The organism is Amycolatopsis anabasis (assembly GCF_009765355.1).
Taxonomy (GTDB): Bacteria; Actinomycetota; Actinomycetes; order Mycobacteriales; family Pseudonocardiaceae; genus Amycolatopsis; species Amycolatopsis anabasis.
This window is the reverse complement of the sequence record NZ_VTHK01000001.1, coordinates 77,327-101,264: the sequence shown is the minus strand read 5'-3', so window position 1 is coordinate 101,264 and position 23,938 is coordinate 77,327. Positions and strand designations below refer to the sequence as shown.

Annotated in this window: 26 protein-coding genes and 1 tRNA gene; 12 read left to right on the top strand and 15 right to left on the bottom strand. The window is 70.3% G+C overall.

Features of this window, described 5'->3' with window-relative positions:
• Positions 1-35: 35 nt before the first annotated feature.
• Positions 36-317 carry a GlsB/YeaQ/YmgE family stress response membrane protein gene (locus FXO23_RS00550; protein WP_158879482.1) on the bottom strand — a complete coding sequence of 94 codons (282 nt, stop codon included), beginning with the start codon at positions 315-317 and terminating at the stop codon, positions 36-38.
• A 129-nt stretch (positions 318-446) separates the two neighbouring features.
• Here FXO23_RS00550 and FXO23_RS00545 point away from each other — a divergent pair, with 129 nt between their 5' ends.
• Entirely contained in the window at positions 447-740 is a 294-nt protein-coding gene (locus FXO23_RS00545) for an ArsR/SmtB family transcription factor (protein ID WP_158879481.1), read from the top strand.
• Between the two features lie 75 nt (positions 741-815).
• Here FXO23_RS00545 and FXO23_RS00540 read toward each other — a convergent pair whose 3' ends face one another.
• From FXO23_RS00540 to mug, 3 genes are all read right to left on the bottom strand, one after another.
• Positions 816-2,660 (bottom strand): acyl-CoA dehydrogenase, encoded by a 1,845-nt coding sequence (locus FXO23_RS00540; protein WP_158879480.1) that lies wholly within the window; start codon positions 2,658-2,660, stop codon positions 816-818.
• A gap of 159 nt (positions 2,661-2,819) precedes the next feature.
• On the bottom strand, positions 2,820-3,596 hold the full coding sequence (locus FXO23_RS00535) for a response regulator transcription factor (RefSeq protein ID WP_158879479.1): 777 nt from the start codon (positions 3,594-3,596) through the stop codon (positions 2,820-2,822).
• A 279-nt stretch (positions 3,597-3,875) separates the two neighbouring features.
• Positions 3,876-4,421 carry a G/U mismatch-specific DNA glycosylase gene (mug, locus tag FXO23_RS00530; protein WP_246256793.1) on the bottom strand — a complete coding sequence of 182 codons (546 nt, stop codon included), beginning with the start codon at positions 4,419-4,421 and terminating at the stop codon, positions 3,876-3,878.
• A gap of 43 nt (positions 4,422-4,464) precedes the next feature.
• Between mug and FXO23_RS00525 the strand changes: the two genes are divergently transcribed.
• Positions 4,465-4,824 (top strand): VOC family protein, encoded by a 360-nt coding sequence (locus FXO23_RS00525; RefSeq protein WP_158879477.1) that lies wholly within the window; start codon positions 4,465-4,467, stop codon positions 4,822-4,824.
• 216 nt (positions 4,825-5,040) lie between these two features.
• Here the strand turns inward: FXO23_RS00525 and FXO23_RS00520 are convergent, their stop codons facing one another.
• Complete coding sequence (locus FXO23_RS00520; RefSeq protein WP_158879476.1) at positions 5,041-5,691, bottom strand: VanZ family protein; 651 nt, start codon at positions 5,689-5,691, stop codon at positions 5,041-5,043.
• A 152-nt stretch (positions 5,692-5,843) separates the two neighbouring features.
• Between FXO23_RS00520 and FXO23_RS00515 the strand changes: the two genes are divergently transcribed.
• The 4 genes from FXO23_RS00515 (at position 5,844) to FXO23_RS00500 (ending at position 9,299) form a co-directional block, all read left to right on the top strand.
• Positions 5,844-6,335: a GNAT family N-acetyltransferase gene (locus tag FXO23_RS00515; protein ID WP_158879475.1), complete on the top strand. Its 492-nt coding sequence runs from the start codon at positions 5,844-5,846 to the stop codon at positions 6,333-6,335.
• A 23-nt stretch (positions 6,336-6,358) separates the two neighbouring features.
• Positions 6,359-7,162: an alpha/beta fold hydrolase gene (locus FXO23_RS00510; protein ID WP_158879474.1), complete on the top strand. Its 804-nt coding sequence runs from the start codon at positions 6,359-6,361 to the stop codon at positions 7,160-7,162.
• A 64-nt stretch (positions 7,163-7,226) separates the two neighbouring features.
• Positions 7,227-8,915, top strand: coding sequence for a bifunctional metallophosphatase/5'-nucleotidase (locus FXO23_RS00505; protein WP_158879473.1), 1,689 nt, complete (start codon positions 7,227-7,229; stop codon positions 8,913-8,915).
• Positions 8,916-8,957: 42 nt separating this feature from the next.
• Complete coding sequence (locus FXO23_RS00500; protein ID WP_158879472.1) at positions 8,958-9,299, top strand: MmcQ/YjbR family DNA-binding protein; 342 nt, start codon at positions 8,958-8,960, stop codon at positions 9,297-9,299.
• Positions 9,300-9,461: 162 nt separating this feature from the next.
• Here the strand turns inward: FXO23_RS00500 and FXO23_RS00495 are convergent.
• Positions 9,462-9,532, bottom strand: a tRNA-Gly gene (locus tag FXO23_RS00495).
• 126 nt (positions 9,533-9,658) lie between these two features.
• Here FXO23_RS00495 and FXO23_RS00490 point away from each other — a divergent pair.
• Both FXO23_RS00490 and dcd read left to right on the top strand, forming a co-directional pair.
• Complete coding sequence (locus FXO23_RS00490) at positions 9,659-10,882, top strand: oxygenase MpaB family protein (protein WP_158879471.1); 1,224 nt, start codon at positions 9,659-9,661, stop codon at positions 10,880-10,882.
• A gap of 18 nt (positions 10,883-10,900) precedes the next feature.
• On the top strand, positions 10,901-11,482 hold the full coding sequence (dcd, locus tag FXO23_RS00485) for a dCTP deaminase (RefSeq protein ID WP_158879470.1): 582 nt from the start codon (positions 10,901-10,903) through the stop codon (positions 11,480-11,482).
• Here the strand turns inward: dcd and FXO23_RS00480 are convergent.
• Positions 11,391-12,602, bottom strand: a complete 1,212-nt coding sequence (locus FXO23_RS00480; RefSeq protein WP_158879469.1) for an MFS transporter — start codon at positions 12,600-12,602, stop codon at positions 11,391-11,393. The two genes, dcd and FXO23_RS00480, sit on opposite strands and share 92 nt — an antisense overlap.
• 54 nt (positions 12,603-12,656) lie before the next feature.
• Between FXO23_RS00480 and FXO23_RS00475 the strand changes: the two genes are divergently transcribed.
• Positions 12,657-13,397, top strand: a complete 741-nt coding sequence (locus tag FXO23_RS00475) for an AraC family transcriptional regulator (protein ID WP_158879468.1) — start codon at positions 12,657-12,659, stop codon at positions 13,395-13,397.
• On the opposite strand, the gene FXO23_RS00470 is transcribed toward FXO23_RS00475, so the two are convergent.
• Positions 13,394-14,587 (bottom strand): FAD-dependent oxidoreductase, encoded by a 1,194-nt coding sequence (locus FXO23_RS00470; RefSeq protein ID WP_158879467.1) that lies wholly within the window; start codon positions 14,585-14,587, stop codon positions 13,394-13,396. The two genes, FXO23_RS00475 and FXO23_RS00470, sit on opposite strands and share 4 nt — an antisense overlap.
• Before the next feature lie 72 nt (positions 14,588-14,659).
• Between FXO23_RS00470 and FXO23_RS00465 the strand changes: the two genes are divergently transcribed.
• Positions 14,660-15,154, top strand: a complete 495-nt coding sequence (locus FXO23_RS00465) for a MarR family winged helix-turn-helix transcriptional regulator (RefSeq protein WP_158879466.1) — start codon at positions 14,660-14,662, stop codon at positions 15,152-15,154.
• Positions 15,155-15,209: 55 nt separating this feature from the next.
• Positions 15,210-15,920 carry a CAP domain-containing protein gene (locus tag FXO23_RS00460; RefSeq protein WP_246256792.1) on the top strand — a complete coding sequence of 237 codons (711 nt, stop codon included), beginning with the start codon at positions 15,210-15,212 and terminating at the stop codon, positions 15,918-15,920.
• Here the strand turns inward: FXO23_RS00460 and FXO23_RS00455 are convergent.
• Genes FXO23_RS00455 through FXO23_RS00440 form a run of 4 tightly spaced genes read right to left on the bottom strand, consistent with a single transcriptional unit; the run spans position 15,917 to position 19,752 of the window.
• A complete protein-coding gene (locus FXO23_RS00455) occupies positions 15,917-16,684 on the bottom strand; it encodes a crotonase/enoyl-CoA hydratase family protein (RefSeq protein WP_158879465.1) in 768 nt (255 codons plus the stop codon). The genes FXO23_RS00460 and FXO23_RS00455 overlap by 4 nt on opposite strands.
• Positions 16,684-17,535, bottom strand: a complete 852-nt coding sequence (locus FXO23_RS00450) for a crotonase/enoyl-CoA hydratase family protein (RefSeq protein ID WP_158879464.1) — start codon at positions 17,533-17,535, stop codon at positions 16,684-16,686. The genes FXO23_RS00455 and FXO23_RS00450 overlap by 1 nt, the downstream gene beginning before the upstream one ends.
• Entirely contained in the window at positions 17,532-19,163 is a 1,632-nt protein-coding gene (locus FXO23_RS00445; RefSeq protein ID WP_158879463.1) for an acyl-CoA dehydrogenase family protein, read from the bottom strand. Before FXO23_RS00445 ends, FXO23_RS00450 begins: the two co-directional genes overlap by 4 nt.
• Positions 19,147-19,752, bottom strand: coding sequence for a TetR/AcrR family transcriptional regulator (locus FXO23_RS00440; protein ID WP_158879462.1), 606 nt, complete (start codon positions 19,750-19,752; stop codon positions 19,147-19,149). The genes FXO23_RS00445 and FXO23_RS00440 overlap by 17 nt, the downstream gene beginning before the upstream one ends.
• Positions 19,753-19,815: 63 nt before the next feature.
• On the opposite strand from FXO23_RS00440, the gene FXO23_RS00435 reads away from it, so the two are divergent.
• Positions 19,816-20,199: a nitroreductase family deazaflavin-dependent oxidoreductase gene (locus FXO23_RS00435; RefSeq protein WP_158879461.1), complete on the top strand. Its 384-nt coding sequence runs from the start codon at positions 19,816-19,818 to the stop codon at positions 20,197-20,199.
• 74 nt (positions 20,200-20,273) lie between these two features.
• On the opposite strand, the gene FXO23_RS00430 is transcribed toward FXO23_RS00435, so the two are convergent.
• The 3 genes from FXO23_RS00430 to FXO23_RS00420 all read right to left on the bottom strand — a co-directional run bounded on the left by FXO23_RS00430 (position 20,274) and on the right by FXO23_RS00420 (position 23,930).
• Positions 20,274-21,284: a cation diffusion facilitator family transporter gene (locus FXO23_RS00430; RefSeq protein WP_158879460.1), complete on the bottom strand. Its 1,011-nt coding sequence runs from the start codon at positions 21,282-21,284 to the stop codon at positions 20,274-20,276.
• 17 nt (positions 21,285-21,301) lie between these two features.
• Positions 21,302-22,009 (bottom strand): DUF742 domain-containing protein, encoded by a 708-nt coding sequence (locus FXO23_RS00425; RefSeq protein WP_158879459.1) that lies wholly within the window; start codon positions 22,007-22,009, stop codon positions 21,302-21,304.
• Positions 22,010-22,259: 250 nt separating this feature from the next.
• A complete protein-coding gene (locus FXO23_RS00420) occupies positions 22,260-23,930 on the bottom strand; it encodes an NPCBM/NEW2 domain-containing protein (RefSeq protein WP_158879458.1) in 1,671 nt (556 codons plus the stop codon).
• Between the last annotated feature and the right edge of the window lie 8 nt (positions 23,931-23,938).

Sequence of the window (23,938 nt, the reverse complement as noted above, 5' to 3'; positions counted from 1 at the left end):
CCGCGGTGGCGCACCGGCCCTGCTCGTGTTCGCGGCTAAGACCCGCTGCCGACCTTCCGCCGTCCCCACAGGCCGGCGACCAGCGTGACGCCGATCGCGGCCACGACGATCTGGAAGATCAACTCGATCCAGTCGATGCCCTTGGTGTCCGCGACGCCGAACAGCCGTGCGATGGCCGTCCCGATGAACGCCGCCGCGATGCCGACCAGGATGGTCAGCCAGATCGGGATGTTCTGCTTGCCCGGGGCGAAGAGCCGCCCCAGCACGCCCAGAACCAAGCCGATCACGATCGCGCTGATGATGCCGCCGATGCTCATGGCCACTCCCTTCCCGTGCGAATACCTCGCAGCCTCGCACCGCTGCGGACTACCCGCTAGAGCAAGCACGCAACCGGGTGAGCGAAATATCTGTTGAAGCGTATATACGCCTTATGTGATATTTCCGGTATGGACGTCTTCGAGGCGGTGGCCGAACCGAGCCGCCGGGTGCTGCTGGACCTGCTGGCCGAGGGCGACCGGGCCGCGGGCGAGCTGGTGGCGAGCCTGCCCGGCCTCACCCAGCCCGCGGTGTCCCGGCACCTGCGCATCCTGCGCGAGGCCGGGCTGGTCGAGGTTCGCCCGGACGGGCAGCGGCGCATCTACGCGCTGCGGGCCGCCGGGCTGATCGCGATCGACAACTGGATCGCCCGGTACCGGCGCCACTGGCCGCGCCACCGCGACGCGCCCGCCTGGTCCGACTGACCCCCGATTTCATGAGGGGACCCCTCCAGACGAAATTCGTCCGGAGGGGTCCCCTCATGGAAGGTGAAGCCCGGATCAGAAGGCGGCTTCGGGGACGTCCATCAGGTCGTTGTCGGCGGCCTCGACGATCGCCCGGCGGGCGGTCAGCTCCGGCAGCACGGTCTTCGCGAAGAAGGAGGCCACGGCCACCTTGCCCTCGTAGAACGGCTTGTCCTTGGCGGAGGCCGCACCGTCCAGTTTGGTCAGCGCGATCTCGGCCTGCTTGAGCAACTGCCAGCCGACCAGCAGGTCGCCCGCGGACATCAGCAGCCGCACGGTGTGCTGGCCGACCTTGTTGATGTTCTGCGGGTCCTCCTGCGAGGCGGTCAGGTTGCCGATCAGCGAGCCGAGCATGCCCTGGGTGTCCTCCAGGGCCTGCTTGAGCAGCTCGCGCTCGCCCTTCAGGCGGCCGTTGCCCGCCTCGGACTCGATGAACTTGGTGATCTCACCGGCCACGTAAGCGAGCGCCTGGCCCTTGTCGCGGACGATCTTCCGGAAGAAGAAGTCCAGCGACTGGATCGCCGTGGTGCCCTCGTACAGCGAGTCGATCTTCGCGTCGCGGATGTACTGCTCGATCGGGTAGTCCTGCAGGAAGCCGGAGCCACCCAGGGTCTGCAGCGACTGCACGAGCTGCTCGGTCGCGCGCTCGGAGCCGACGCCCTTGACGATCGGCAGCAGCAGGTCGTTGACGCGCTCGGCGAGCTTCAGCGCTTCCTCGTCGCCGTCCCGCGTCCACAGCTGGTCCTGGAAGGACGCCGTGTAGAGGTAGACCGCGCGGAGACCCTCGGCGTACGCCTTCTGCAGCATGAGCGAGCGGCGGACATCCGGGTGGTGGGTGATCGTCACGCGCGGCGCGGTCTTGTTGAGCATGTTCGGCAGGTCGGCGCCCTGCACGCGCTCCTTGGCGTACTCCAGCGCGTTCAGGTAACCGGTCGACAGCGTGGCGATCGCCTTGGTGCCGACCATCATCCGCGCGTACTCGATGACCTGGAACATCTGCGCGATGCCGTCGTGCACCTCGCCGAGCAGCCAGCCCTGGGCCGGGACGCCGTGCTGGCCGAAGGTCAGCTCGCAGGTCGTCGAGGCCTTGATGCCCATCTTGTGCTCGACGTTGGTCACGAAGGCGCCGTTGCGCTCGCCGAGTTCGCCGGTGTTCGTGTCGAAGTGGAACTTCGGCACCAGGTACAGGGACAGGCCCTTGGTGCCGGGCTTGGTCTCGATGCCCGGGCCCTCGGGGCGGGCCAGCACCAGGTGCATGATGTTCTCGGTCAGATCCTGATCACCCGAAGTGATGAACCGCTTCACGCCGTCCAGGTGCCAGGAGCCGTCCTCCTGCAGCACGGCCTTGGTGCGCCCGGCGCCCACGTCCGAACCGGCGTCCGGCTCGGTGAGCACCATGGTGGCGCCCCAGGCCCGGTCGATCATGAGCTGGGCCCAGCGCTTCTGCTCGTCGGTCCCGTTCTTGTCGATGATCATCGCGAAGTTCGGGCCCGCCATGTACATGAACAGCGGCGGGTTCGCGCCGAGGATCAGCTCGGAGGCCGCCCACTGCACGGTCGGGGGCAGGCCGAGGCCGCCGAGGTGGTTCGGCAGGCCCAGCCGCCACCACTCGCCGTCCCAGAGCTGCTGGTAGCTCTTCTTGAAGGACTCGGGCAGCGTGGCCGAGAAGGTCTTGGGGTCGTACACCGGCGGGTTGCGGTCGGCGTCGGCGAAGGAATCGGCCAGCGGGCCGACGGCGAGGTTGTTCAGCTCGGAGAGCGCGCCACGGGCGGTCTCCTCGTCGGAATCCTCCAGCACGCCCTTGCCGAGGCGGTCCTGGACGCCGAGGACCTCGAAGAGATTGAACTCCAGGTCCCGGACGTTGCTCTTGTAGTGGCCCATGTCGTCGCTCCGTCTGTACTCGGGTTTCCGGCTGGGCACAACGTTCCCCTACTGGCCGGTAACATCAGGATATTACCTGCGGGTAACTGGCGGCAAGTAAATCCACACCCTTGTGACAAAGGGATCCCTAGAGTTGTGTGGTTTGGACCACAGGGATTACTAGCCGTGGTGGCCGTGTGCCCGGCCAGAGGGGATGTCAGGCAGCGTCCCGAGGGTGTCGTTCGGCTGCGTGATGAGAATCCCGCTCCGGAACGCGGTCGTCACCGCGTGGGTGCGGTCGCGTGCGGACAGTTTGCGCAGGATGCTCTTCACGTGGGTGCGCACGGTTTCCACCGACAGGTACAGGACCTTCGCGATCGCCGAGTTCTCCAGCCCTTCGGCGACCAGCTGCAGCACCTGGTACTCGCGCCGGGACAGCGGCATCTGCGGCCGCGTCGACGGCTGCGGCTCCGGCTCCCCGGGAGGCCGCGCGGGCTGACGCTTCGGGCGGGCGGTCAGCGCGGCCAGCGCCGGGTCCAGGTAGCGGCGGTCCACATAGGCCCGCCGGATCGCTTCGGCGAGCCGGCGCGGTTCGGTCGAACGCGGCACCGCGGCGTGCGCCCCGGCGGCGATGGCCGTGGCCAGGAAGCGCGGATTGCGGGACGCCTCGCGCACCAGCACCACGATGAGCAGCGCGGGATCGCCGGTGGCCAGCAGTTTCGTCAGGTGGCAGTTCGGATCGAGGCCGGAGTCGATGAGCACCACGTCCGGCCGCAACTGCTCCCCCAGTTGCAGCGCGCTGTGGTGGTTGGCGGCGTGCCCCACCCAGTGCAGCCCCTGCGTGCGATGCACGAGGGCCGACAGGCCGTCGCGGAAGATCGGGATCGGGTCGATTGCGGCCACGCCGAGGCTCCGGCCCCCGGGTTGGGGCCTTCCCGGCTCGATGCTGCGCGTCATGGGCACTCCGTCTCCGCATGTCGGGCCCGTTTCCGACGCCTTGCGGCGGCCGTTCCCCACGGCCCCGCGACGCGCCTGGCACCGTCGACCGCTCCCCCCTGCTGGGACCGGTCCGGGTCCGACACCTCTTGATCGTCTGATTCGCGAGGTCGGAGTTCGTGACGCGATATCCCCCTCACGGGGGTGAGACGGCCCACCAGGACCTCTCTCGGTAGCAGGTCGAGGCACATCGGCCCGATTTTGTGGCCGAACCGTTGCCTGACCGGGCGCGCGTGCTACTCAGAGTTGACTGGCCTCGCGCAACCGGCCGAACTCCTCGGCCAATGTGGTGGCGGTCCAGTGCGCGTTCAGGCCACTCGGGTTGGGCAGCAGCCACACCCGCGTGTCGCCGAACCGTTCCGGTTGCGGGCCGACGGTCGCCTTCGGACGGTCGAACGCCGTCCGGTACGCGGTGATCCCGACGACGGCCAGCCACCGCGGCCGGTACCGGCCGACCTTGCGGGCCAGTTCGGCGCCGCCCGCGCGCAGTTCCCCGGCGGTCAGCTCGTCGGCCCGGGCGGTCGCGCGCGCGACGACGTTCGTGATGCCGAGCCCGAGCCGCAGCAGCTCGCCCTGCTCACTGGGGTCGAGTCGCCGCGGGGTGAAGCCGCCGCCGTGCAGCGCGGGCCAGAACCGGTTGCCCGGCCGGGCGAAGTGGTAGCCGGTCGCTCCGGAGTACAGGCCGGGATTGATGCCGCAGAACAGCACCCGCAGGTCCGGCGCGATGACGTCGTCGATCGTGGTGCCGTGCGCGGCGGCGAGTTGTTCCCTGGTCGGCCGGATCACGTCCGCAAGTGTGCCCGGCCGGCGCCGGTGGTAACCGGGCGCCATGACGAGCCGGGTACTCGCGATCGCCCTCGACTGCCACGACCCCGAACCGCTCGCCCGCTTCTGGTGCGCGGCGCTGGGCTACGCGGTGGTCAAACGCTGGACCGACGCCCACGGGGTCGAATACCTGGAGCTGGCCGCGGACGGCGAGCCGATGCTCCTGCTCCAGCCGGTGGGCGAGGACAAGGTGGTGAAGAACCGGATGCACCTCGACCTCGAACCGCGCACGGGCGGTCAGCGGGAGGAGGTGGAGCGGCTGGTCGGGCTGGGCGCCCGCGTGGTGTCCGACGAGCCGGAGTTCCCGTGGATCGTGCTCGCCGACCCGGAAGGCAACGAGTTCTGCGTGCTCCCGCGGAGTTGATCAACCCGGCGATTCGGGCATGGCGGGGGTGGCCAAGCCGGTACCCGGTGCGTACCCTGTGTGATCTGCCTTACAAGGCGACCGGCAAAGGGGGCGGGCGTGGAACTGGCTATCGTCATCGGCCTCGTGGTGCTGATCTTCACGGCGGCCGCCGCGACGGTCGCCTTCCAGGATCGGCGAACCGCGCGGCGGGAGGCCGTCCGCAGGCAGGCCCGGCTAGCGCGTCTGGGCGAAGTCGACCCCCTCGCGCCGCAGCGGCTGCGTGTCGACCGCTGAAACCTTGGTGCGGCGCAGCGCGAGGAACAGCGCGGCCGCGGTCCAGCCCAGCGCGGCGCCGGTGGTGTTGGTGATCATGTCGTCCACGTCGAAGATCCGGTAGACGAACGGCGCGGTGCCGAAGTTCGCGGTGAGCTGGGTGATCTCGATGGCCAGCGAGGCCGCGAACCCGATCGCCGTGGCGCCGGTGAAACCGCGGCGCCAGAGCAGCCGGGCGAAGATGCCGAGCGGCACGAACAGCAGCACGTTCATCGCGGCCTGCTCGAACGCCAGCGTGCGGAAGGCGTTCTCGAAGCCGGCGGCCAGATCGTGCCTGTGCAGTTCGGTGCCGACATCGGTGATCCACTGGAACGGGACGAGCTGCACGGTCTGCTCCAGCCGCCGCGTGTGCGGGCCCGGCAGCGGCAGCAGCACGACCGCGACGGCGAGGCAGCCGTAGAGGATGAGCGCGCCGGTCGCGGTCACCCGCCGGAAGTCGACCCGGCCGAACCGGGAGTGGTGCACGAGCAACTGCGGGACGAGGACCGTCGCCCAGATCGCGACGAACCCGAGCAACCCGTATTCGAGGGCGATGACCTGCGCGTTTGTCATGCCATCGACGTTATGGATCGTGGGGTCCGGCCACTTCGGTCGAAGGGCCCGGCGCCCGGGGCGGGGATCGGCCGTTCGGCCGATGCGGCGCGAGCCGATCGGCGCCGGAAAATCCGTGGCTGCCGGGCGGGTGCGCGTGTGATTCTGCGGCCATGGTGCACGTGGAGCGGCTGACCGTCGAGGAGTGGGCCCTGCTGCGCGAGGTCCGCCTGCGCGCCCTGGCCGACGCGCCCGCGTCGTTCGCGTCCTCGCACGAACGCGAGGCCGGGCTCATCGAGGCCGAATGGCGGGGCTGGCTGGGCAAGGCCGCGTGGTTCGTCGCGCGGGACGCCGGGCGGCCGATCGGGCTGGTGGGTGGCATTCCTGACCCGGCCGAGTGGTTCCTGATCTCGATGTGGGTCGCCCCGGAGGGCCGGGGCAGCGGGGTGGCCGCCCGGTTGATCGGCGCGGTCGTCGACGCGGCTGCCGCGGACCGGGCGGAGGCGGTCGCCCTGCGGGTCAACGAGCACAACGCGGCCGCGCGGCGGGTCTACGAACGGTTCGGGTTCGTGGCCACCGGGGAATGGGAAACGCTGCCCCGGGCCGATGCCTACCGGCGCGAGCGGATGCGGTTGCCGGTCGCGGCAGTATCTACCCATGGGTAGCATTTCCGGGTTACTCTGCGGTAATGGACAAGGTCGTCTATGAGCGCACCGGCGACGGGGAGCCGCTGGTCCTGATCCACGGGGTCGGGCACCGGCGGCAGGCCTGGGCGCCGGTGGTGCCGCTGCTCGCCCCGCGGCGCGAGGTGATCGCGATCGACCTGCCGGGATTCGGCGAGTCGCCGCCGCACGGCGGTTCCTACTCGCTGGCGGCGTCGATCGAGGTCCTCGGCGAGTTCTTCGTCCGGCTGGGCTTGGACCGGCCGCATGTCGCGGGCAATTCACTCGGCGGGCTGCTGTCCCTGGCCCTCGGCGAGGCGGGACTGGTGCGCAGCGTGACGGCGTTGTCCCCGGCGGGCCTGTGGACACCCCGCGAGGGCCGCTATGTCCTCGCGATCCTGCGTGCCCACCGGATGATCGCGGAGCGGCTCGGCGAGCGCGGCGCGCGGCGACTGGCCGCCACCGCGGCGGGCCGGACCCTGATGGGCGGCATGATCTTCGCGAAACCGTGGCGGTTCACCCCGGAGGCGATCGTCGGGGACGCGCGGGCGTTCGGCTCGGCGCCCGGATTCGCGCCGACGATCGCCGAGGGCAGGGGTTTCCGGTTCGCCGGGCGCGTGCCGGACATCCCGGTGACCATCGCCTGGGGCGATCGCGACCTGATCCTGCGCCGTCCCAAGGCCGCCGACCTGCGGCGGATCAGCCCGCGGGCCGAACTCGTGCGCCTGCCCGGCTGCGGGCACACCCCGATGATCGACGCGCCGGAACTGGTCGCCCGGGTGCTGCTGGAGGGCAGCGCCGCGGCGCTGCGCGCCGAGGTCCCCGCCTGATTCGTGCCCGAGCCGCCGCCTTTCGACCCTGGTGATCGCCGGTTCCACCAGGCAGGATGCGGCGATGATCTCGATCCGACGAGCAGCCGCGGTCGCGGTGACCGCCCTGGCCGCCACCGCGGCGGCGGCCACCCCCGCCTCCGCCCAGGCCCCGGACCCGGTCACGGACGTCCGGCTCATCGCCTTCAACGATCTGCACGGCAACCTCGAACCGCCCGCGGGCTCCTCCGGGCGGGTCACCCTGCCGGACGGGAAGACCGTGGACGCCGGTGGCGCGGCGTACCTGGCCACGCACGTCCAGCGGCTGCGCGGGGAGGCCCCGAACTCGCTGGTGCTGTCCGCCGGCGACAACATCGGCGCGTCGCCGGTGATCTCCGCGCTGTTCCACGACGAGCCGACCGTCGACTTCCTGAACCAGCTGGGCGTCGGGGCTTCGGTGGTCGGGAACCACGAATTCGACGAGGGATACCGGGAACTGCGGCGGATGCGGTTCGGCGGCTGCCATCCGGAAGACGGCTGCCAGTTCCGGAGTTCCTTCGGCGGCGCCGAGTTCCCGTTCCTCGGCGCGAACGTGGCGTTCGACAACGGGTTTCCCGCGCTGCTGCCGTTCACGGTGAAGTTCTCCGGCGGCGTGCCGATCGGGATCATCGGGGTCACGCTGAAGGACCTGCCCGCGGTGGTGACGCCGGAGGCGATCAAGGGGCTGAAGTTCGGCGACGAGGTGGCCGCGATCGACCGGACCGCCGACCTGCTGGACAGGCTCGGCGTCCGGGCCCAGGTCGTGCTGATGCACCAAGGCGACAACACCGAGGGCGGCGGCCCGGACGACTGCCGCCTGGCACCCGGGCCCGCGGCGGCGATCGCGGCGCGAGCTTCGTCCAAAGTGGACGCCATCTTCACCGGGCACAGCCACCAGCAGTACAACTGCGCGATCAACGATCCGGCGGGCAACCCGCGACCGGTGATCCAGGGCGCCTCGTTCGGCCGGTTGCTGTCCGTTGTGGACCTCCGCGTCGACCGGCGGACCCGGGACGTGGTGCGCGCGGAAACCAAGGCGCACAACGAGATCGTCACCCGCGACGTGGCGCCGGACGCCGGCGTGACCAAGCTGATCGACGAGGCGAAGACCAAGGCCGCGCCGATCGCGAACCGCCCGGTCGGCACGATCACCGCCGACCTGCTCAAAACCGGCGGCCCCTCGGGTGAATCGGCGCTCGGCGACGTGATCGCGGACGCCCAGCTCGCGGCGACCGCGTCGAACAGCGCCCAGGTCGCGCTCACCAACCCGGGCGGCATCCGGGCCGATCTGGTCCACAAGTCGTCGCCGGGCGGGGAGGGCGACGGCGTGGTGACCTACGGCGAGGCGTTCACCGTGCAGCCGTTCGGGAACATCATGCAGACGATCACGCTGACCGGGGCGAACCTGAAAGCCGTGCTGGAGCAGCAATGGCAGCCGAACGGGACCCGCATCCTGCAGGTCTCGTCGAGCCTGCGCTACGCGTACTCCGCGGCGGCGCCGATCGGCTCGAAGGTCTCGAACCTGGCCATCGCCGGGAAACCGGTCGATCCGGAGGGTTCGTACCGGGTTTCGGTGAACAACTTCCTCGCCGCGGGCGGGGACGGGTTCACCGAGTTCACCAAGGGCACCAACCTCACCGGCGGCCCGGTCGACCTGGACGCGCTGCTCGCCTACCTGGGCGCGCACCCGAACCTCGCGCCCCCGCCCGCCGATCGGATCACCGCGTTGCCGTAGCCGCTCGTGTCCGGAACAGTGGGGCAACCGGAAGGAGGCGGGATGACGACCTGGGACGAGGTGGTGGCGCTGGCGAAGCGGCTGCCGGAGGTCGAGGAGTCGACCTCGTACCGGACGCCGTCGCTCAAGGTCGCCGGGAAGAGCTTCGCCCGCCTGCGGACCGAAGCCGAAGGTGGCCTGGTGCTGATGTGCGACCTGGACGAGAAGGAGGCCCTGCTGGCGTCCGGCGACCCGGCGTTCTACACGACCCCGCACTACGACGGCTACGGCGCGATCCTGGTCGACCTCGAGCGCGTCGACCCCGAGCAGCTGACCGAACTCCTCGAAGACGCCTGGCGCCGCAAAGCCCCGGCCAAACTGCGGAAGACCTTCGACGCGAGCTGAACCCCGTGCTCCCGGTTCTGAGTGTGCGACTCGCTTGCCGGAGTGTGGAGTTCGCTTGCCTGAGCGTGTAGTTCGGCTACCGGAACGGGGAGCACGCGGCCTCTCAAGACGAAAGCCCCGGGTCTACAGTGGACGGCTGTTGACCTGGGGCTTTCGACGGAGAGCGGATGACGGGAATCGAACCCGCGTTCTCAGCTTGGGAAGCTGATGTTCTACCATTGAACTACATCCGCAGTGTGTCGTGAGCATACTATGCCGCTCCGATCGCTTGCGAAGGGCTTCCCCGTAACTCGAGGCTTGACTACCGCGCGGGCAAGTGACAACACTTGTTGTCGATGTCGTTCTGCGAGGTGAGTGCCGTGGTTGACGAGCCTGAGTTGTTCCGGCAGGGCGGGTTCCGGCTGGCGTCGAGGTTGTTCATCGAGGGGGACATCCGCGGGGACGAGCGGCAGGTTCGGCGCTTGCGGGAGTTCGCGCAGGCGGAGGATCCGCTCGCCGACGCGGTGGTGGCGATGATCCGCGGCCGGAAGGCCGGGGAGGGGCGGCAACTGTTCGAGCGGGCGCTCAAACACGGCATCGAGGCGCTCGACGAGCCGCCCGGGGAACTGGTCGACTTCTTCGCGAGCGTCGAGCGGACCCCGTACTGGGTCGACTTCGCCCGGATCGAGCGCGGCGCCCGGGCGATCACGCGGACCGGGCTGCTCGGGCTCTTCCCGCTCGGCGACATGTCGTTGATGGGCGGGTACCTCGCCTCGCGGGCGACGAAAGCACTGGTCGGCACCGGCGAGATCGAATACATGGCATCCCGCCGCCTGGTCGAGACGGCGACCTGGTGGATCGACGTGACCACGCCCGGCAACCTGCGCCGCGGCGAGAGCGGGTACGCCTCCGCGCTCCGGGTCCGGCTGGTCCACGCGCACGTTCGCGCGGCGATGAACCGGCGCGAGGACTGGGACTACTCGGCTTGGGATCGGCCGATCAACCAGGTTCAGACCACCGGGACGCTGCTGCTGTTCTCGCTGGTGTTCGTGTTCGGGGTGCAGCTGCTGGGCATCCGGTTCACCGAGCGGGAACGCGCGGACATCCTGCACCTCTGGCGGTATGTCGGCTGGCTGATGGGCATCGACGAGGAACTCCTGCCCGCGAACGAGGGCGACGCCTGGCGGCTGCTCTGGCTGCTCGCGGCGACCGAGTTCATCCCCGACGAGGACTCCAAACGGCTCGCGCGGGCACTGCTCAAGTCCCACGCGGAGATCGGCAACGGGCGCGGCGCGATCGGGAAGGTGCTCGCGCACGTCTCGGTGCGGGTGCATTCGTCGATCAGCCGCCTGGTCCTCGGCAAGGTCAACGCCGACTTCCTCGAGCTGCCCAACGATCCGGTCGCGCAGGCGGCGGTGCTGGCCGCGGCCGCGGTGAACTTCGCCGCGGAGACCGTCCGCCGCCGGGTTCCCGGGGCGACCGCGTTGCAGGAACGCATCGGCCACGCGGGGCGGAAAACCTACGTCGAGCGGCTCGGGAAGCTGTTCAATCCGGACACCACGTACGGCTCCCACATGCGGACCGAACCTCGGCGAGCCGCCTGAACCCCGTATGGTGGGCGCGTGCTGCTCAGTGACCGCGACCTCCGCAAACAGCTCGAAGACGGACGGCTCGGGGTGGACCCGTTCGACCCCGCGATGCTGCAACCGTCCAGCATCGACGTGCGGCTGGACCGCTTCTTCCGGGTCTTCAACAACACGAAGTACACCCACATCGATCCGCAGCTCCAGCAGGACGAGCTGACGTCGCTGGTGGAGAAGGACGGCGAGGACCCGTTCGTCCTCCACCCGGGTGAGTTCGTGCTGGGCTCCACCTACGAACTGGTCACGCTGCCCGACGACCTCGCGGGGCGGCTCGAGGGCAAGTCCTCGCTCGGGCGGCTCGGGCTGCTGACCCACTCGACGGCCGGGTTCATCGACCCGGGGTTCAGCGGGCACATCACGCTCGAACTGTCGAACGTCGCGAACCTGCCGATCACCCTGTGGCCCGGGATGAAGATCGGCCAGCTCTGCCTGTTCATGCTGAACAGCCCGGCCGAGCACCCGTACGGCTCTACCCAGGCCGGGTCGCGCTACCAGGGGCAACGCGGTCCGACCCCGAGCCGGGCGTACAAGAACTTCCACCGGACGAACACCCGGCGCTGACCGGTTCCCGCAAACCCCGCGCGAGGAACCAGGCCAGCGCGGCCAAAGCCAGCAGGGAACCCAGCGCGACCTGGAGCGAGGTGGCGTCGGCGAGCGCGCCGACGGCCGGGGTGGCGACCCCGCCGATGCTGACCGCGAGGCCGAGGGTGACCCCGCTCGCCGTGCCGACCCGGTTCGGCAGGTAGTCCTGCCCGAGCGTGATGTGCAGCGAGAACGGCACGTACAGCGCGATCCCGGTGGCCGCGACGAACGGGTACAACCCGTAACCCGGGACGAACACCACCCCGGCGAGCATCGGGATCACGGCCGCGTAGGCGATCCGCACCGTCCGGATCCGGCCCCACCGGACCGCGAGCCGCCCGCCCAGCACGGTGCCGACCGCGCCCCCGGCGAACAGCACGAACAGCGCGACGGCGCCGGAAACGCCGTGCTCCCCCGCGTAGAGGGCGACGAACGCGCTCAGGCCCACGTAGATGATCGACCGGCAGACGACCACCGCCGACAGCCGGAGGAAGGCGGGCCAGTCGTCCCGGCCGGACCGCGCGCCCTGCGCCCGGTCCGCGGCGTCCCCGCGGCTCAGCGAGCGCAGCACGGTGAGCGTCAGCAGCACACCGAGGGCCGCCGAGCCCAGCAGCAGCGGGGTCGCGGCCAGCCCGCCCGCGGCCAGGATCGGGGTGACAACCAAGGGCGCCAGCGCGAAACCGATGTTGCCGCCGAGGGAGAACCAGCTCATCGCGCCGTGGCCGCCCCGGCTGACCACGCGCGCCAGCCGGGCGGCCTCGGGGTGGTAGGCCGCGACGCCGACGCCGCTCAACGCGATGGCCAGCCAGGTCACGAGGTACGAGTCGCTCAGCCCGCTCGCCGCGAGCCCGAGCCCGGCGGTGCTCATGCTCACCGGGAGCAGCCACGGCATCGCGCGGCGATCGGTCAACACCCCGAAAAGTGGTTGCACCACCGAGGAAAGCAGCGTCGCCGCCAGCATGATCCCGGACACCGCCAGGTACCCGTAATGCCGCTGCGCCACCAGTACCGGCACCACCGCGGGCACGGCTCCCTGGTAGAAGTCGACGCTCGCGTGCCCGATCGACAGCAGGGTCACGGCCCCGCGTTCACTCCGCATGAACTGATCTTCGAGCGCCGCGGGGCTGGCCGACTTCCGATAAAATGCCGTTCTATGTCGATTCCCCGCCATGATCCGCGGGCCCCGACCGGGATCCGCCCGCTGGCGGCCGGGGCCGGGATCGACGCGCACTGGCACGACGACCACCAGATCGTCTACGCCGGGCGGGGTGTGCTGTCGGTCCGGACCGATGCGGGGAGCTGGGTCGCCCCGGCCACCCGGGCGATCTGGGTTCCGGCCAGGACGGTGCACGAGCACCGCGCGCACGGCACCACCGATCTGCACATCGTGGGCCTGCCGGTCACCGACAACCCGCTGCGCCTCGAAGCGCCCGCGGTCCTCGCGGTCAGCCCGCTCCTGCGCGAACTGATCCTCGCCTACACCCGGGCCGCGGACACCCAGAACGCCGAGCGCCGCCGGATGCGCGCGGTGCTGCTGGACCAGCTCCGGCACTCGCCCCAGCAGCCCCTGCACCTGCCCGAAGCCCGCGACCCCCGGCTGGCCGCGATCTGCGCGCTCCTGCGGGAAGATCCCGCGGACAACCGGACGCTGGCCGAACTGGGCGCCGCGACCGGGGCCAGCGACCGGACGTTGAGCAGGCTGTGCCGGGCGGAACTCGGCATGACCTTCCCGCAGTGGCGCACCCAGCTGCGCCTGCAGCGGGCGCTTTTCCTGCTGGCCGAGGACGTTCCGGTGACCGCGGTCGCGCACCGCTGCGGCTGGGCGTCCACGAGCGCGTTCATCGACGTCTTCCGCACCGCGTTCGGGCACACCCCGGGCGCCCACAACCGCTAGGCGGCCACGCGTTCCGCCCATTCGATGTGGTGGTTCCACGTCCACGAGGTGTCCGGCATGTCCCCGCTCTTGCGGAACGCCCGGGCGATGAAGAAGTCCCGCACCAGCCGGCCGATCGGGCCGACGGCCTTCGCGTCGCCGTTGCGCTTGCCCTCCACCACGATCGCCTCCACCCGGTCGCGCCGCAGCCGCTCGTAGGCGGCGAACGCCGCGTCGATCCCGTCGACGTCCCGCAGGCACCGAGCCAGGGTCACCGCGTCCTCGAGCGCCATCGACGCGCCCTGGCCGGAGGCGGGCGAAACGGCGTGCGCCGCGTCGCCGATGATCACCATCCGGTCGCGGTGCCAGATCGGCACGTTCGGGAAGTCGTAGGTCGCCCACGGCCGGAAGATCTCCGGCGTCGCCTCGATGATCCGAACCGCTGGGGTCCGGTCGGCCCGGAACAGCCGGATCAGCTCCGCCCGCCACTGCTCGTCGGTGATCGCCGCCAGTTCGGCGGCGGTCGGCGCCACCGCGCGGGCCGGGTTCGCGAACCACCACACCCGGCCGTCCGGATGCGTGAAGTAGCCGAAGAAGCACCGCCGCCCGAAGATCATGTTCGCCACGCCCGGTTCGGCGCCGATCCGCACGCCCGAGGCGAATCCGCCGGTGTTGAGCAGGCCCAGGTACCGGGCCCGCGGCGCGTCCGGGTCGAGCAGCGTGCGGACCCGCGAGTGCAGCCCGTCCGCGCCGATCAGCAGGTCGCCCTCGGCGTGGCTGCCGTCCGCGAACTTCGCGCGCACGCCGCCGCCGGTCCGTTCGGCGTCCACCAGCCGCCGGTCGTAGCGCACCTCGACGCCCTCGCGCTCGGCCTCCTCGCGCAGCGCGGTGTACAGATCCGCGCGCAGGAACGTCTGGTAGACCGTGCCGTCCTCGGCCGAGCCGAACGGGAACTCGCCCAGCTTCTTCCCGCTCGCCCCGAGGTGCATCGCCATCCGCGGGGTGTCCAGCCCCTTGTCCACCAGCCTGTCCTTGAGCCCGATCGCGTCCAGCGCGTCCAGGCCGTTCACCGCCACGGTGAGGAAGGCGCCGACGCCGTCCGCGGTCCGGTCGTAGGCCTCGTACACCACCGGTTCGAGCCCGGCCTTCTTCAGCGCGATCGCGGTCACCGTCCCCGCGACGCCGCCCCCGATGATCAATGCCCGTGCCATGTCCCTCTCCAGTCGAGTCTCTTAGTTGCAGAGTTATTCGATTGAGCTAAATATTCGGGTATGGTGAGAGATGTGTCAAGCGCGAAGCCGGAAGCCATCGAGAAACTGCTGGACGCCGCCCGGGTGCTGTCCACCGAGACGGTCATGTTCCACACCGCGATCGCCGCCGCCAGCGGGCTTTCGGCGACCGAGTCCAAGGCCGCCGACTTCCTCGCGCGCCTCGGCCCGCTCACCCCCAAGGAGCTCGCCGAGCATTCCGGCCTCGCGCCCGCCTCGGTGACCGCCCTGATCGACCGGCTGGAGCGCAAGGGCGTCGTCAGCCGCAAACCGCATCCGGCGGACCGCCGCAAGGTCCTGGTGGAACTGGACGAGCGGAAGTCCGCGGCCGCCGCGCCGCGGTGGGACTACCTGGTGTCCTCGGTCGCCGAGCTCTGCGCGCGGTACAGCGCGGAACAACTGCGGACGATCACCGAGTTCGTCACCGAGGCGGCGGCCATCACGCACCGGGCCACCGCACGGCTCACCGGGAACGAATCCGAGCGGCAGGTGCGGCGAACGGACGTATGATGTTGGGCTGAATGTCGGTTATCGCCGTTATCGTTCGGTGATAATTTCTTCGCCCGTGTCCGCCCTGAACCAACGTCATCGACCGCTGCTCGTCGCGCTCAGCGTGGTGCTCGGGGTGGTGTTGGCGGCGGGCGGTTTCCTGTTCCTGCGCGGCCCCGCGGACGACCCCGGACTGCGGATCACCGTGCCCGACACGCAGTACAAACGCGACGCCGCGCCTTTCCTGGCGGGTGCGGCGCAAGGAGTCCCGGGTACGCCGAGTTCGTCGGCCCCGGCCGCCCCGGCTCCGGCCACCACGACTACGCCGCCCACCACGACGACCACCCCGCCGCCGTCGTCCTCGAAGGCCCCGGAACCGCCGCCCAGCACGAAACCGAACCCGCCGAAACCCGCGGACGGCTCGTTCGGCGGGCAGGTCCTCGCCCTGGTCAACACCGAACGCGCGAAGGCGGGTTGCGGCGCGCTGTCCGCCGACGACCGGCTGACCGCCGCCGCGCAGGGCCACAGCGACGACATGGCCGAGCGGAACTACTTCTCGCACACCACACCCGACGGCGTCACCTTCGACCAGCGCATCAAGAAGGCCGGTTACCCGAGCCCCGCCGCCGAGAACATCGCGAAGGGTTCGGCCACCGCCGAGCAGACCATGCGCATGTGGATGAACTCCGACGGCCACCGCCGGAACATCCTCAACTGCTCGTTCAAGAAGCTGGGCGTCGGCGTCACCAAGGACGGCTGGTACTGGACCCAGAACTTCGGCTACTAGATGGACCCGAAGTCGCCGTGGCGGCCCGCGCCGCTCGCGAACCGCTGTGCCCCGGCCAGGGCGTCGGCGCCGAGCGAGACCAGGCCGTGCCGGAACTCCCCGGCGATCGCCTCCGCCTCGGACAGCCCCTCGGATTCGAGCAGGGACAACCGGTCCTGGCGCATACACGTCTGCGGGAACCGGGCGATGTCCGCGGCCAGCGCTTCCGCCGCCGCGCGGGATTCGCCGACCGGCACCACCCGGTTGACCAGGCCCATCGACAACGCCTCCGCCGCGTCCACCCCGCGGCCGGTGAGCACCAGGTCCATCGCCCGGCTCACCCCGATCAGCCGGGGCAGCCGCACGGTGCCGCCGTCGATCAGCGGGACGCCCCAGCGGCGGCAGTAGACGCCGAGCACCGCGTCCTCCTCGGCGACCCGGAGATCGCACCACAGCGCGAGTTCCAGCCCGCCCGCCACGGCGTGCCCGGCGATCGCCGCGATCACCGGTTTGCCCAGCCGCATCCGGGTCGGCCCCATCGGGCCGTCGCCGCCCTCGGTGAGCGAGTTGCCCCGGTCGGTGCCGACGGATTTGAGGTCCGCCCCGGCGCAGAAGGCGCCGCCTTCGCCCCACAGCACGGCGACCGAGGCGTCCGGATCCGCGTCGAACTCGCGGAAGGCCTTCGCCAGGGCGGCGGCCGTCGGCCCGTCCACCGCGTTGCGCTTCTCCGGCTGAGCCAGGATGACCGTGGTGACCGCGCCTTCGCGTTCCACTCGTACCGACATCAGGTGTCCTTTCGTGGCCGGGAACCGTAGTCGCCGAACGGGTCGTCGCGTTCCCGCACGGCCTGCCGGAAACCGACCCGCCCGGCGCGGGCCACGAAGTCCTGGCCCTCCTGGGTGTGCCGGGCGACCCCGTCCAGCAGCGTGCCGAGCGTGCGCGACGAGGTGAACCCCATGTTCTCCACGGTCTGGTTGCACAGCAGTTTGAGCATCTCGGTCTGGTTGCCCGGCAGCATCGCCATCCGCCGGGCCAGCGCGGTCGCGTGGCCGAGCAGTTCGCCGTCCGGGACGGTCTCCAGGATCAGCCCGATCTCGGCCGCGGTCTTCGCCGGGATCTCGTCCCCGGTCAGCAGGTACCGCTTGGCCTTCTCGAAACCCATGCGGTACACCCACATCGCGGTGGTCGGCGTGCCCCACACCCGCGACGGCGGGTACCCGAAGCTCGCGTTCTCCGCGGCCACCACGATGTCCGCGCACAGCACCAGGTCCGTGCCGCCGGCGATGCACCAGCCGTGCACCGCGGCGATGGTCGGTTTCGCCGCGTACCAGAGCTTCAGGTACACATCGACGAAACTCGACATCATCCGGTAGTCCAGCGCGGAATCCCAGACGCGCTCGGCGCTTTCCGCCTTCGCCTGGTACTCGGTCGACCAGTCCAGCCCGTAGCCCGCGCAGAACGCGGGGCCGTCGGCGCGCAGCAGCATCACCCGCACCTCGGGATCCGCGTCCGCCTCGTCGATCGCGCGGGCCAGCGCGTCCCGCAGCTCCGGCGTGATCGTGTTGTACGCCTCCGGGCGGGCCAGGATGATCGACCGGACGCCCGCTTCGGTCTCGGTCCGGATCGGTGCGTTCACGCGGCCACCCGGGTGCGCTCGACGATCGCCGCGGTGTCCACACCGGATGGAAGGGTGCCGAACGCGATGCCCCAGTCGCCGCCGAAGCGGGACGCGCAGAACGCGTCGGCCACCGCCGGATGCCCGTGCCGGACGAGCAGGGAACCCTGCAGCACCAGGGCCATGGTCTCGACCAGGCGCCGCGCCCGGTACTGGATGTCGTCCAGATTGGACAGTTCCTTGCCCAGGTGCGCGATCGCGTCGTCGAGCCGCTGGTCGGCCCCGTGCGCCTGGCCGACCTCGGTGAAGAACGCCTCCACCGACTCCGGTTGCTTCGCCATGGCGCGCAACGCGTCCAGTGCGGCCACGTTGCCCGAGCCCTCCCAGATCGACATGAGCGGCGCCTCCCGGTACAGCCGCGGCATCCCGGATTCCTCGACGTAACCGTTGCCGCCCAGGCATTCCAGCGCCTCGGCGGCGTGCACCGGGGCGCGCTTGCACACCCAGTACTTGGTCACCGCGAGCCCGAGGCGCCGGAACGCGGCCTCGTTCTCGTCGCCGTTCACGGCCCGGTCGGTGGCCCCGGCCAGCCGCATCGCCACCGTGGTCGCGGCCTCGGCCTCCACGGCGAGGTCGGCGAGCACGTTGGCCATCAGCGGCTGGTCGGCCAGGTGCGCGCCGAACGCCTGGCGGTGCCGGGCGTGGTGGGCGGCCTGCACGACGCCGAACCGCATCGAGGTCGCCGAGCCGATCGCGCAGTCCAGCCGGGTCATGTTGACCATCTCGATGATGGTCGGCACGCCGCGGCCCTCCGCGCCGACCAGCCAGCCGACCGCCTCGTCGTACTCGATCTCGGAGGAGGCGTTGGACTTGTTGCCCAGCTTGTCCTTCAGCCGCTGCAGGTGCAGGCGGTTGCGGGTGCCGTCGGGCAGCACGCGGGGCAGCAGGAAGCAGGACAGCCCGCCGGGCGCCTGGGCCAGGGTGAGGAACATGTCGCACATCGGCGCCGAGGTGAACCACTTGTGCCCGGTGATCCGGTACGTGCCGTCGGGCGCCGGGACCGCGCGGGTGGTGTTCGCGCGGACGTCCGAACCGCCCTGCTTCTCGGTCATCGACATCCCGGCGAGCACGCCGCGTTTCGTGCCGGGCTCGCGCAGGCCGAAGTCGTAGTGCTCGGAGGCCAGCAGCGGTTCGTACTTCGCGGCGAGTTCGGGGGCGTGCCGCAGCGCGGGCACCGCCGCGTAGGTCATCGAGATCGGGCACAGGTGGCCGGGTTCGGCCTGGCCCCACAGGTACATCTTCGCCGCGCGGGCGACGTGCGCGCCCGCGCGGTCCTGCCGCCAGGGCGCGGCGTGCAGGCCGTGCCTGAGGCCGAGGGTCATCAGCTCGTGCCAGGCCGGGTGGAACTCGACCTCGTCGACGCGGTGGCCGTACCGGTCGTGCGTGTGCAGCACCGGCGGGTTGTCGTTGGCCTGGCGGCCCCAGGTCTGCACCCGCTCGCTGCCCGCGAGCGCGCCGAGTTCGCGGATCTCCGGCTCGGCCCACTCCGCGCCTTCCCGGCGCAAACCGTCCAGCAGGGCCGGATCCTGTGCCACGTCGTAGTCGACGAGTGGCGGTACCTGGTTGGTGACCTCATGCGTCGCGGGCATGTTCGCCTCCTAGGGCACGAAGGATGAAGGTGTTGAGTTCGGGGATCGCCGCGGCGTTCCCGGAGGTGAGCGGGCCGATCAGCACCTCGGCCGCCGCGCCGACGATCGCGGCCGCGGTGAGTTCGGCGTCCTGGGGCGGGAGCACGCCGGTGCGCACGCCCTCGGCGATGTGCCTCGCGGCCAGGTCGCGGAAGGTGCGCCGGAACACCAGGCGTTCCTCCTCGACCGGGGCGTCCACCGGTTCGGCGAGCAGGGCGTAGGCCAGCCGAGGCGATTTGAGCGCGCGGTTGGCGAACGTCTCGATCACCGCGACGACCCGTTCGGTGGCGTCGCCGGGCCGCATCGACGCGGCCTGCACCGCCGCGACCTCCCGGGTGACCACCACCCGGAAGAGTTCGGCGACCAGTTCCCCCTTTCCGGGGAAATGCCGGTAGACGCTGCCGGTCGCGATCCCGGCCCGCGCGGCGACGGCGGCCACCGAACAACCGGCATACCCGTGGTCGGCGAGCAGTTCGATGGCGGCGTCCAGGATCGCGGCGCGCTGGGTGTCCATGCGCTCCTGGATCCGCGGGGTACGGCGGTAGGGCACCTAAGGAGTGAACCACTGATTCACTGCTTCACACAAGGTTGCGGCCGCCGGTACCTTCGAAATATGCGCCTGCCCGACCGCTTGGCCCGGTTCAATCGGCACGTGACCAACCCGATCCAGCGCCTGTGGGCGGGGCAACTGCCGGGGTTCGGGATCATCGAGCACACCGGCCGCAAATCCGGGAAGCGGTACCGCACGCCGATCAACGTCTTCCGCGTGGCGGACGGGTTCGCGATCTTCCTCACCTACGGCCCGGACCGGGACTGGGTGCGCAACCTCAAGGCCGCGGGCGGGGGCGGGCTGGTGCACCGCGGGCGCACCCTGGAGATCACCGACCCGGTGGTGGTGACCGCCGAGGAGGCGCTGGAGTTCCTGCCGCCGCGGCCGTCCGCGTTGCTGCGCCGCCTCGGCCTCAGCCACGTGCTGCGGGTGCGCGCCCCGTCCTGACGGCTAGGAGTCGGCGCGTTTCAAAGCCGCGTGTTCACGCTCGAGACGACCAGGCGCGCACTATGAAACACAGCCTAGGAGTCGGCGCGCTCGGAGTTCCAGCGCTGCGCGATGTCCCCGTAGCGTTCGAGCACCGCGGCCCGCAGTTCCGGATCGGTGCGCGGCACCGGTTCGACGAACACCTCGGTCACGTCGTGGAACCGTTCGCGCAGCTCGCTCGCGAGCCGCACGCACACCCGTTCGAGATCGGCCGCGCTGAGCGAATCGTCGAAGTCGGCGCGGGTGCAGACCAGGACCTGATCGGTGCCCATGAGCATGGTCTGCAGGTCGACGACCACCTCGATTTCCGGTGCGGCGGCGAGCGCGTTGCGGATGCGCCGCACCAGGGCCGGGTCCGCCTGGCGGCCGATCAGCAGGCCCCGGTTGGTGCGGCCGAGCAGGTAGGCGACCATCGCGAGCAGCACGCCGATCAGGATCGACGCGAGACCGTCCCAGAACGCGGAGCCGGTCAGCTGGTGCAGCCCGATCCCGGCGAACGCGAGCAGGATGCCGACCAGTGCGGCGGAATCCTCGAACAGCACGGTCTTCGGCGCCGGATCGTCGATCAGCCGCAGGTACTCGGCCATGGACCGGTTCTCCTGCTTGGCTTCCCGGCGGACCTGCCGGATCGCTTGCAGCCAGGACACCGATTCCATCGCGAACGCCAGCGCTAGCACGAGGTAGCCGACGATCGGGCTGGACTGCTCCACCGGTTCGCCGAACACCGTGCTGAAGCCCTCGTAGAAGGAGAACATCGCGCCCGAGGCGAAGATCGACACGGCGGCCAGCAGGGCCCAGAAATAGCGTTCCTTGCCGTAGCCGAACGGATGCTTGCGGTCGGCCGGACGTTCCGAGCGGCGCAGCGCGGTGAGCAGCAGCAGTTCGGTGATGGTGTCGGCGACCGAATGCGCGGCCTCGGACAGCATCGCGCCGGAGCCGGTGATCATGCCGGCGATCGCCTTCATGATCGCGATCGCGAGGTTCACCCCGCCCGCGAGCAGCACGGTCAGGGTGCTCTCGCCACCGGGCTCCGGTTCGTCTGCCACCGGCCGATCGTAAGCCGCTACAGCCGCCGCAGCCCGTCCAGAACACGCTGCATGAGGACCATCGGGGGACGCCCGTCCGCGGCGGTCGCGCTTTCGTGGATGTGCACCAGCTCCAGCTCGGCCAGGTCGCTGAGCAGGACCCGCGCCACGCCCAGCGGCACGCACAGGCCCGCCGCGACCTCGGCCACCGAACGCGGATGCGCGCAGATCACCCGCACCGGCTGGTACTCGGTGTGCCGCGCCGCGCCCTCCCAGCGCGCGCCCGGGCGCACCGACACCAGCGTCTCGATCGCCAGCTCGCGCGCGCCCCGGGTGCGGCCCCGGGTCAGCACGTACGGGCGTACCCGGGTGCGCGGCTCCTCGCCGTGGTCCGGGCCGTCGTCGACGAGGACGAAGTCCGGGGCGAAGGTCCGCGGTTCGGGCGACGGTCGCGGGGCGGGCGGTTCGGGCTCGGGTTCTTCCTCGGGCTCCGCGTACCGTTCGAGGACCTTGGCCGACGGGAACCTCGCCCCCGAGCGGCCTACGTCGGGTCGTTCCGGTTCCGGCTCGGTTTCGCAGTCCTCCGCGTCCTCTTCTGGATCCTCGTAGTGATCTTCGTAGTGTTCGAGGACCTTGGCCGAGGGAAACCGCGCCCCCGAACGGCCTACCTCGGACGTCCGCTTCGCACCGGTCCGGTGCCGCTTTCCGGCGCGGCCCTTCCCCGGTTCGCCGGGAGATTCGCGCATGCTCGTACCTTCATCTGCTCGCAGGCGGGTTCAGTCCCTGATGAGAACAGTGATCGCCCGCGGGCAACACCGACAGCGAGCGTCGGCACACGATACGCCCGAATACGGGTGCCTCCGGAAGTCCTTACCGTCACTAGTTGGCCCAGAGCAGCGAAGGTCAGCCATTCGGACCAATACTTTCCGCCGTTTTCCCTCCGTCTATTGTGGAATTGTTTCACGTGTTAACAATCCGGAAATCTTCCGTTATTTTTCAGGTACACGTGATGATGGGGTTCGCCCAGTCGGCGTGGTCGTAGTCGATGCCGTCACCGGCGGTCGCCACGACCAGCCGGAGCCGTTCCGCCCCGGTGAGGTCGGCGGTGAGCTGTTTCCCGGCGGTGGCGCCGGTGAGCAGGCCGCTGTCGGCGACCTTGGCGCCGTCGGCGTACACCTCGAACACCACCGATCCGCGGTCCGCCGCCGTTTCGTCGTCCACGCCGGCGCTCGCGGCGAACCGGGTGCAGCGGCGGCCCAGGTAGAAGGAGAGATCGCTGCGTGCGTGCGTGCCGAAACCCTTCGCGTAGGTGACGCCGTTGATGGTCAGGGTTCGGCCGTCACCGGCGGCCTGTTCGCCGTTGCTGCGGTCTTTTTCCACCGGGCCCCAGGAGTTCGCCGCGGTTTCCGCGCCGAGGTCGGACAGGTGCGTGGTTCCGGCGGGCGGCACGGTCGCGGCGCCCTGCTTGTGTACCCGGTAGAGAACCGTGCCGTGGCCCGGAACCGAGGCGCTGATCGGCCCGCCGGTGATCTTCGTCGCCTTGGTCCACAAATCCTTGAGCTGGAAGGAAGGCGCGCCGCCGATCCCGATCTCCGCGGTGGACGTGCTGATCGTGGCGGCCGAGGTGTTCTCGTTGAACAGCGCGACCGCGACATCGCCGTCGGCCAGCGGTTTCGCGATCACGTAGTGCCCGCCGGAGGCCTTGACCTGGCGGCCCTGCAGACCGCGCGGATCCTGGTCGACCGCGATCACGTCCTTGTTCAGCAGGGTCCGGAAGTTCTCGTCGGAGACCTTGCGCAGATCGGCGCCGATGAGCAGCGGCGCGGCCATGATCGACCACAGGCTGAAATGGCTGCGGTATTCGGCCGGGGTCATTCCGCCGTTGCCGACTTCGAGCATGTCCGGGTCGTTCCACGCGCCGGGTTTCGCGTAAGGCGCCAGCGGCAGGTTCTTCTTGAAGATCGAAACCATGCTCGACCAGTTGTCCGAGATGTCCCCGGTGGTGCGCCACAGGTTGCCGACGTTTTCCGCCCAGTTCCACGGTTTGTTCTCGCCCCATTCGCAGATCGAGAAGACAATGGGGCGGCCGGTGTTCTTCAGCGCGTCGCGCATTTTCGGGTAACGCTGTTTCGCGTCCACGCCCTGGTTGTTGCAGTTGTCGTATTTCAGGTAGTCCACGCCCCAGGAGGCGAACAGGTTCGCGTCCTGCTGCTCGTGGTCCAGGCCGCCCGGAAAACCCGCGCTGTTGCAGGTCTTCGTCCCGGCGCTGGTGTAGATGCCGAACTTCAGGCCCTTCGCGTGCACGTAGTCCGCGAGGTATTTGATGCCGCGCGGGAAGCGCACCGGATCCGGTTCCAGATCACCCTGCGCGTTGCGCTGCGTCTTGGCCCAGCAGTCGTCGAGGTTCACGTAGGTGTAGCCCGCGTCCCGCAGGTCCCTGGTCACGAACAGATCGGCGGTGTCGAGCACCATTTTCTCGTTGAATTCCGCGCGGCAGTGCGTGGTGTTCCAGTTGTTGAAGCCCATCGGCGGGGTGCGGGCCAGGCCGTTCTCCAGCGCCAGCGCGGGCGGCGCGGAGCCGAAGGTGACCAGGCCGCCCGCGGTCAGCAGGGCGGCCGCGGCGGCGGTCAGGAGTTTGCGGAATACATCGCATCTCTTGGCGGACATCGTCGTCC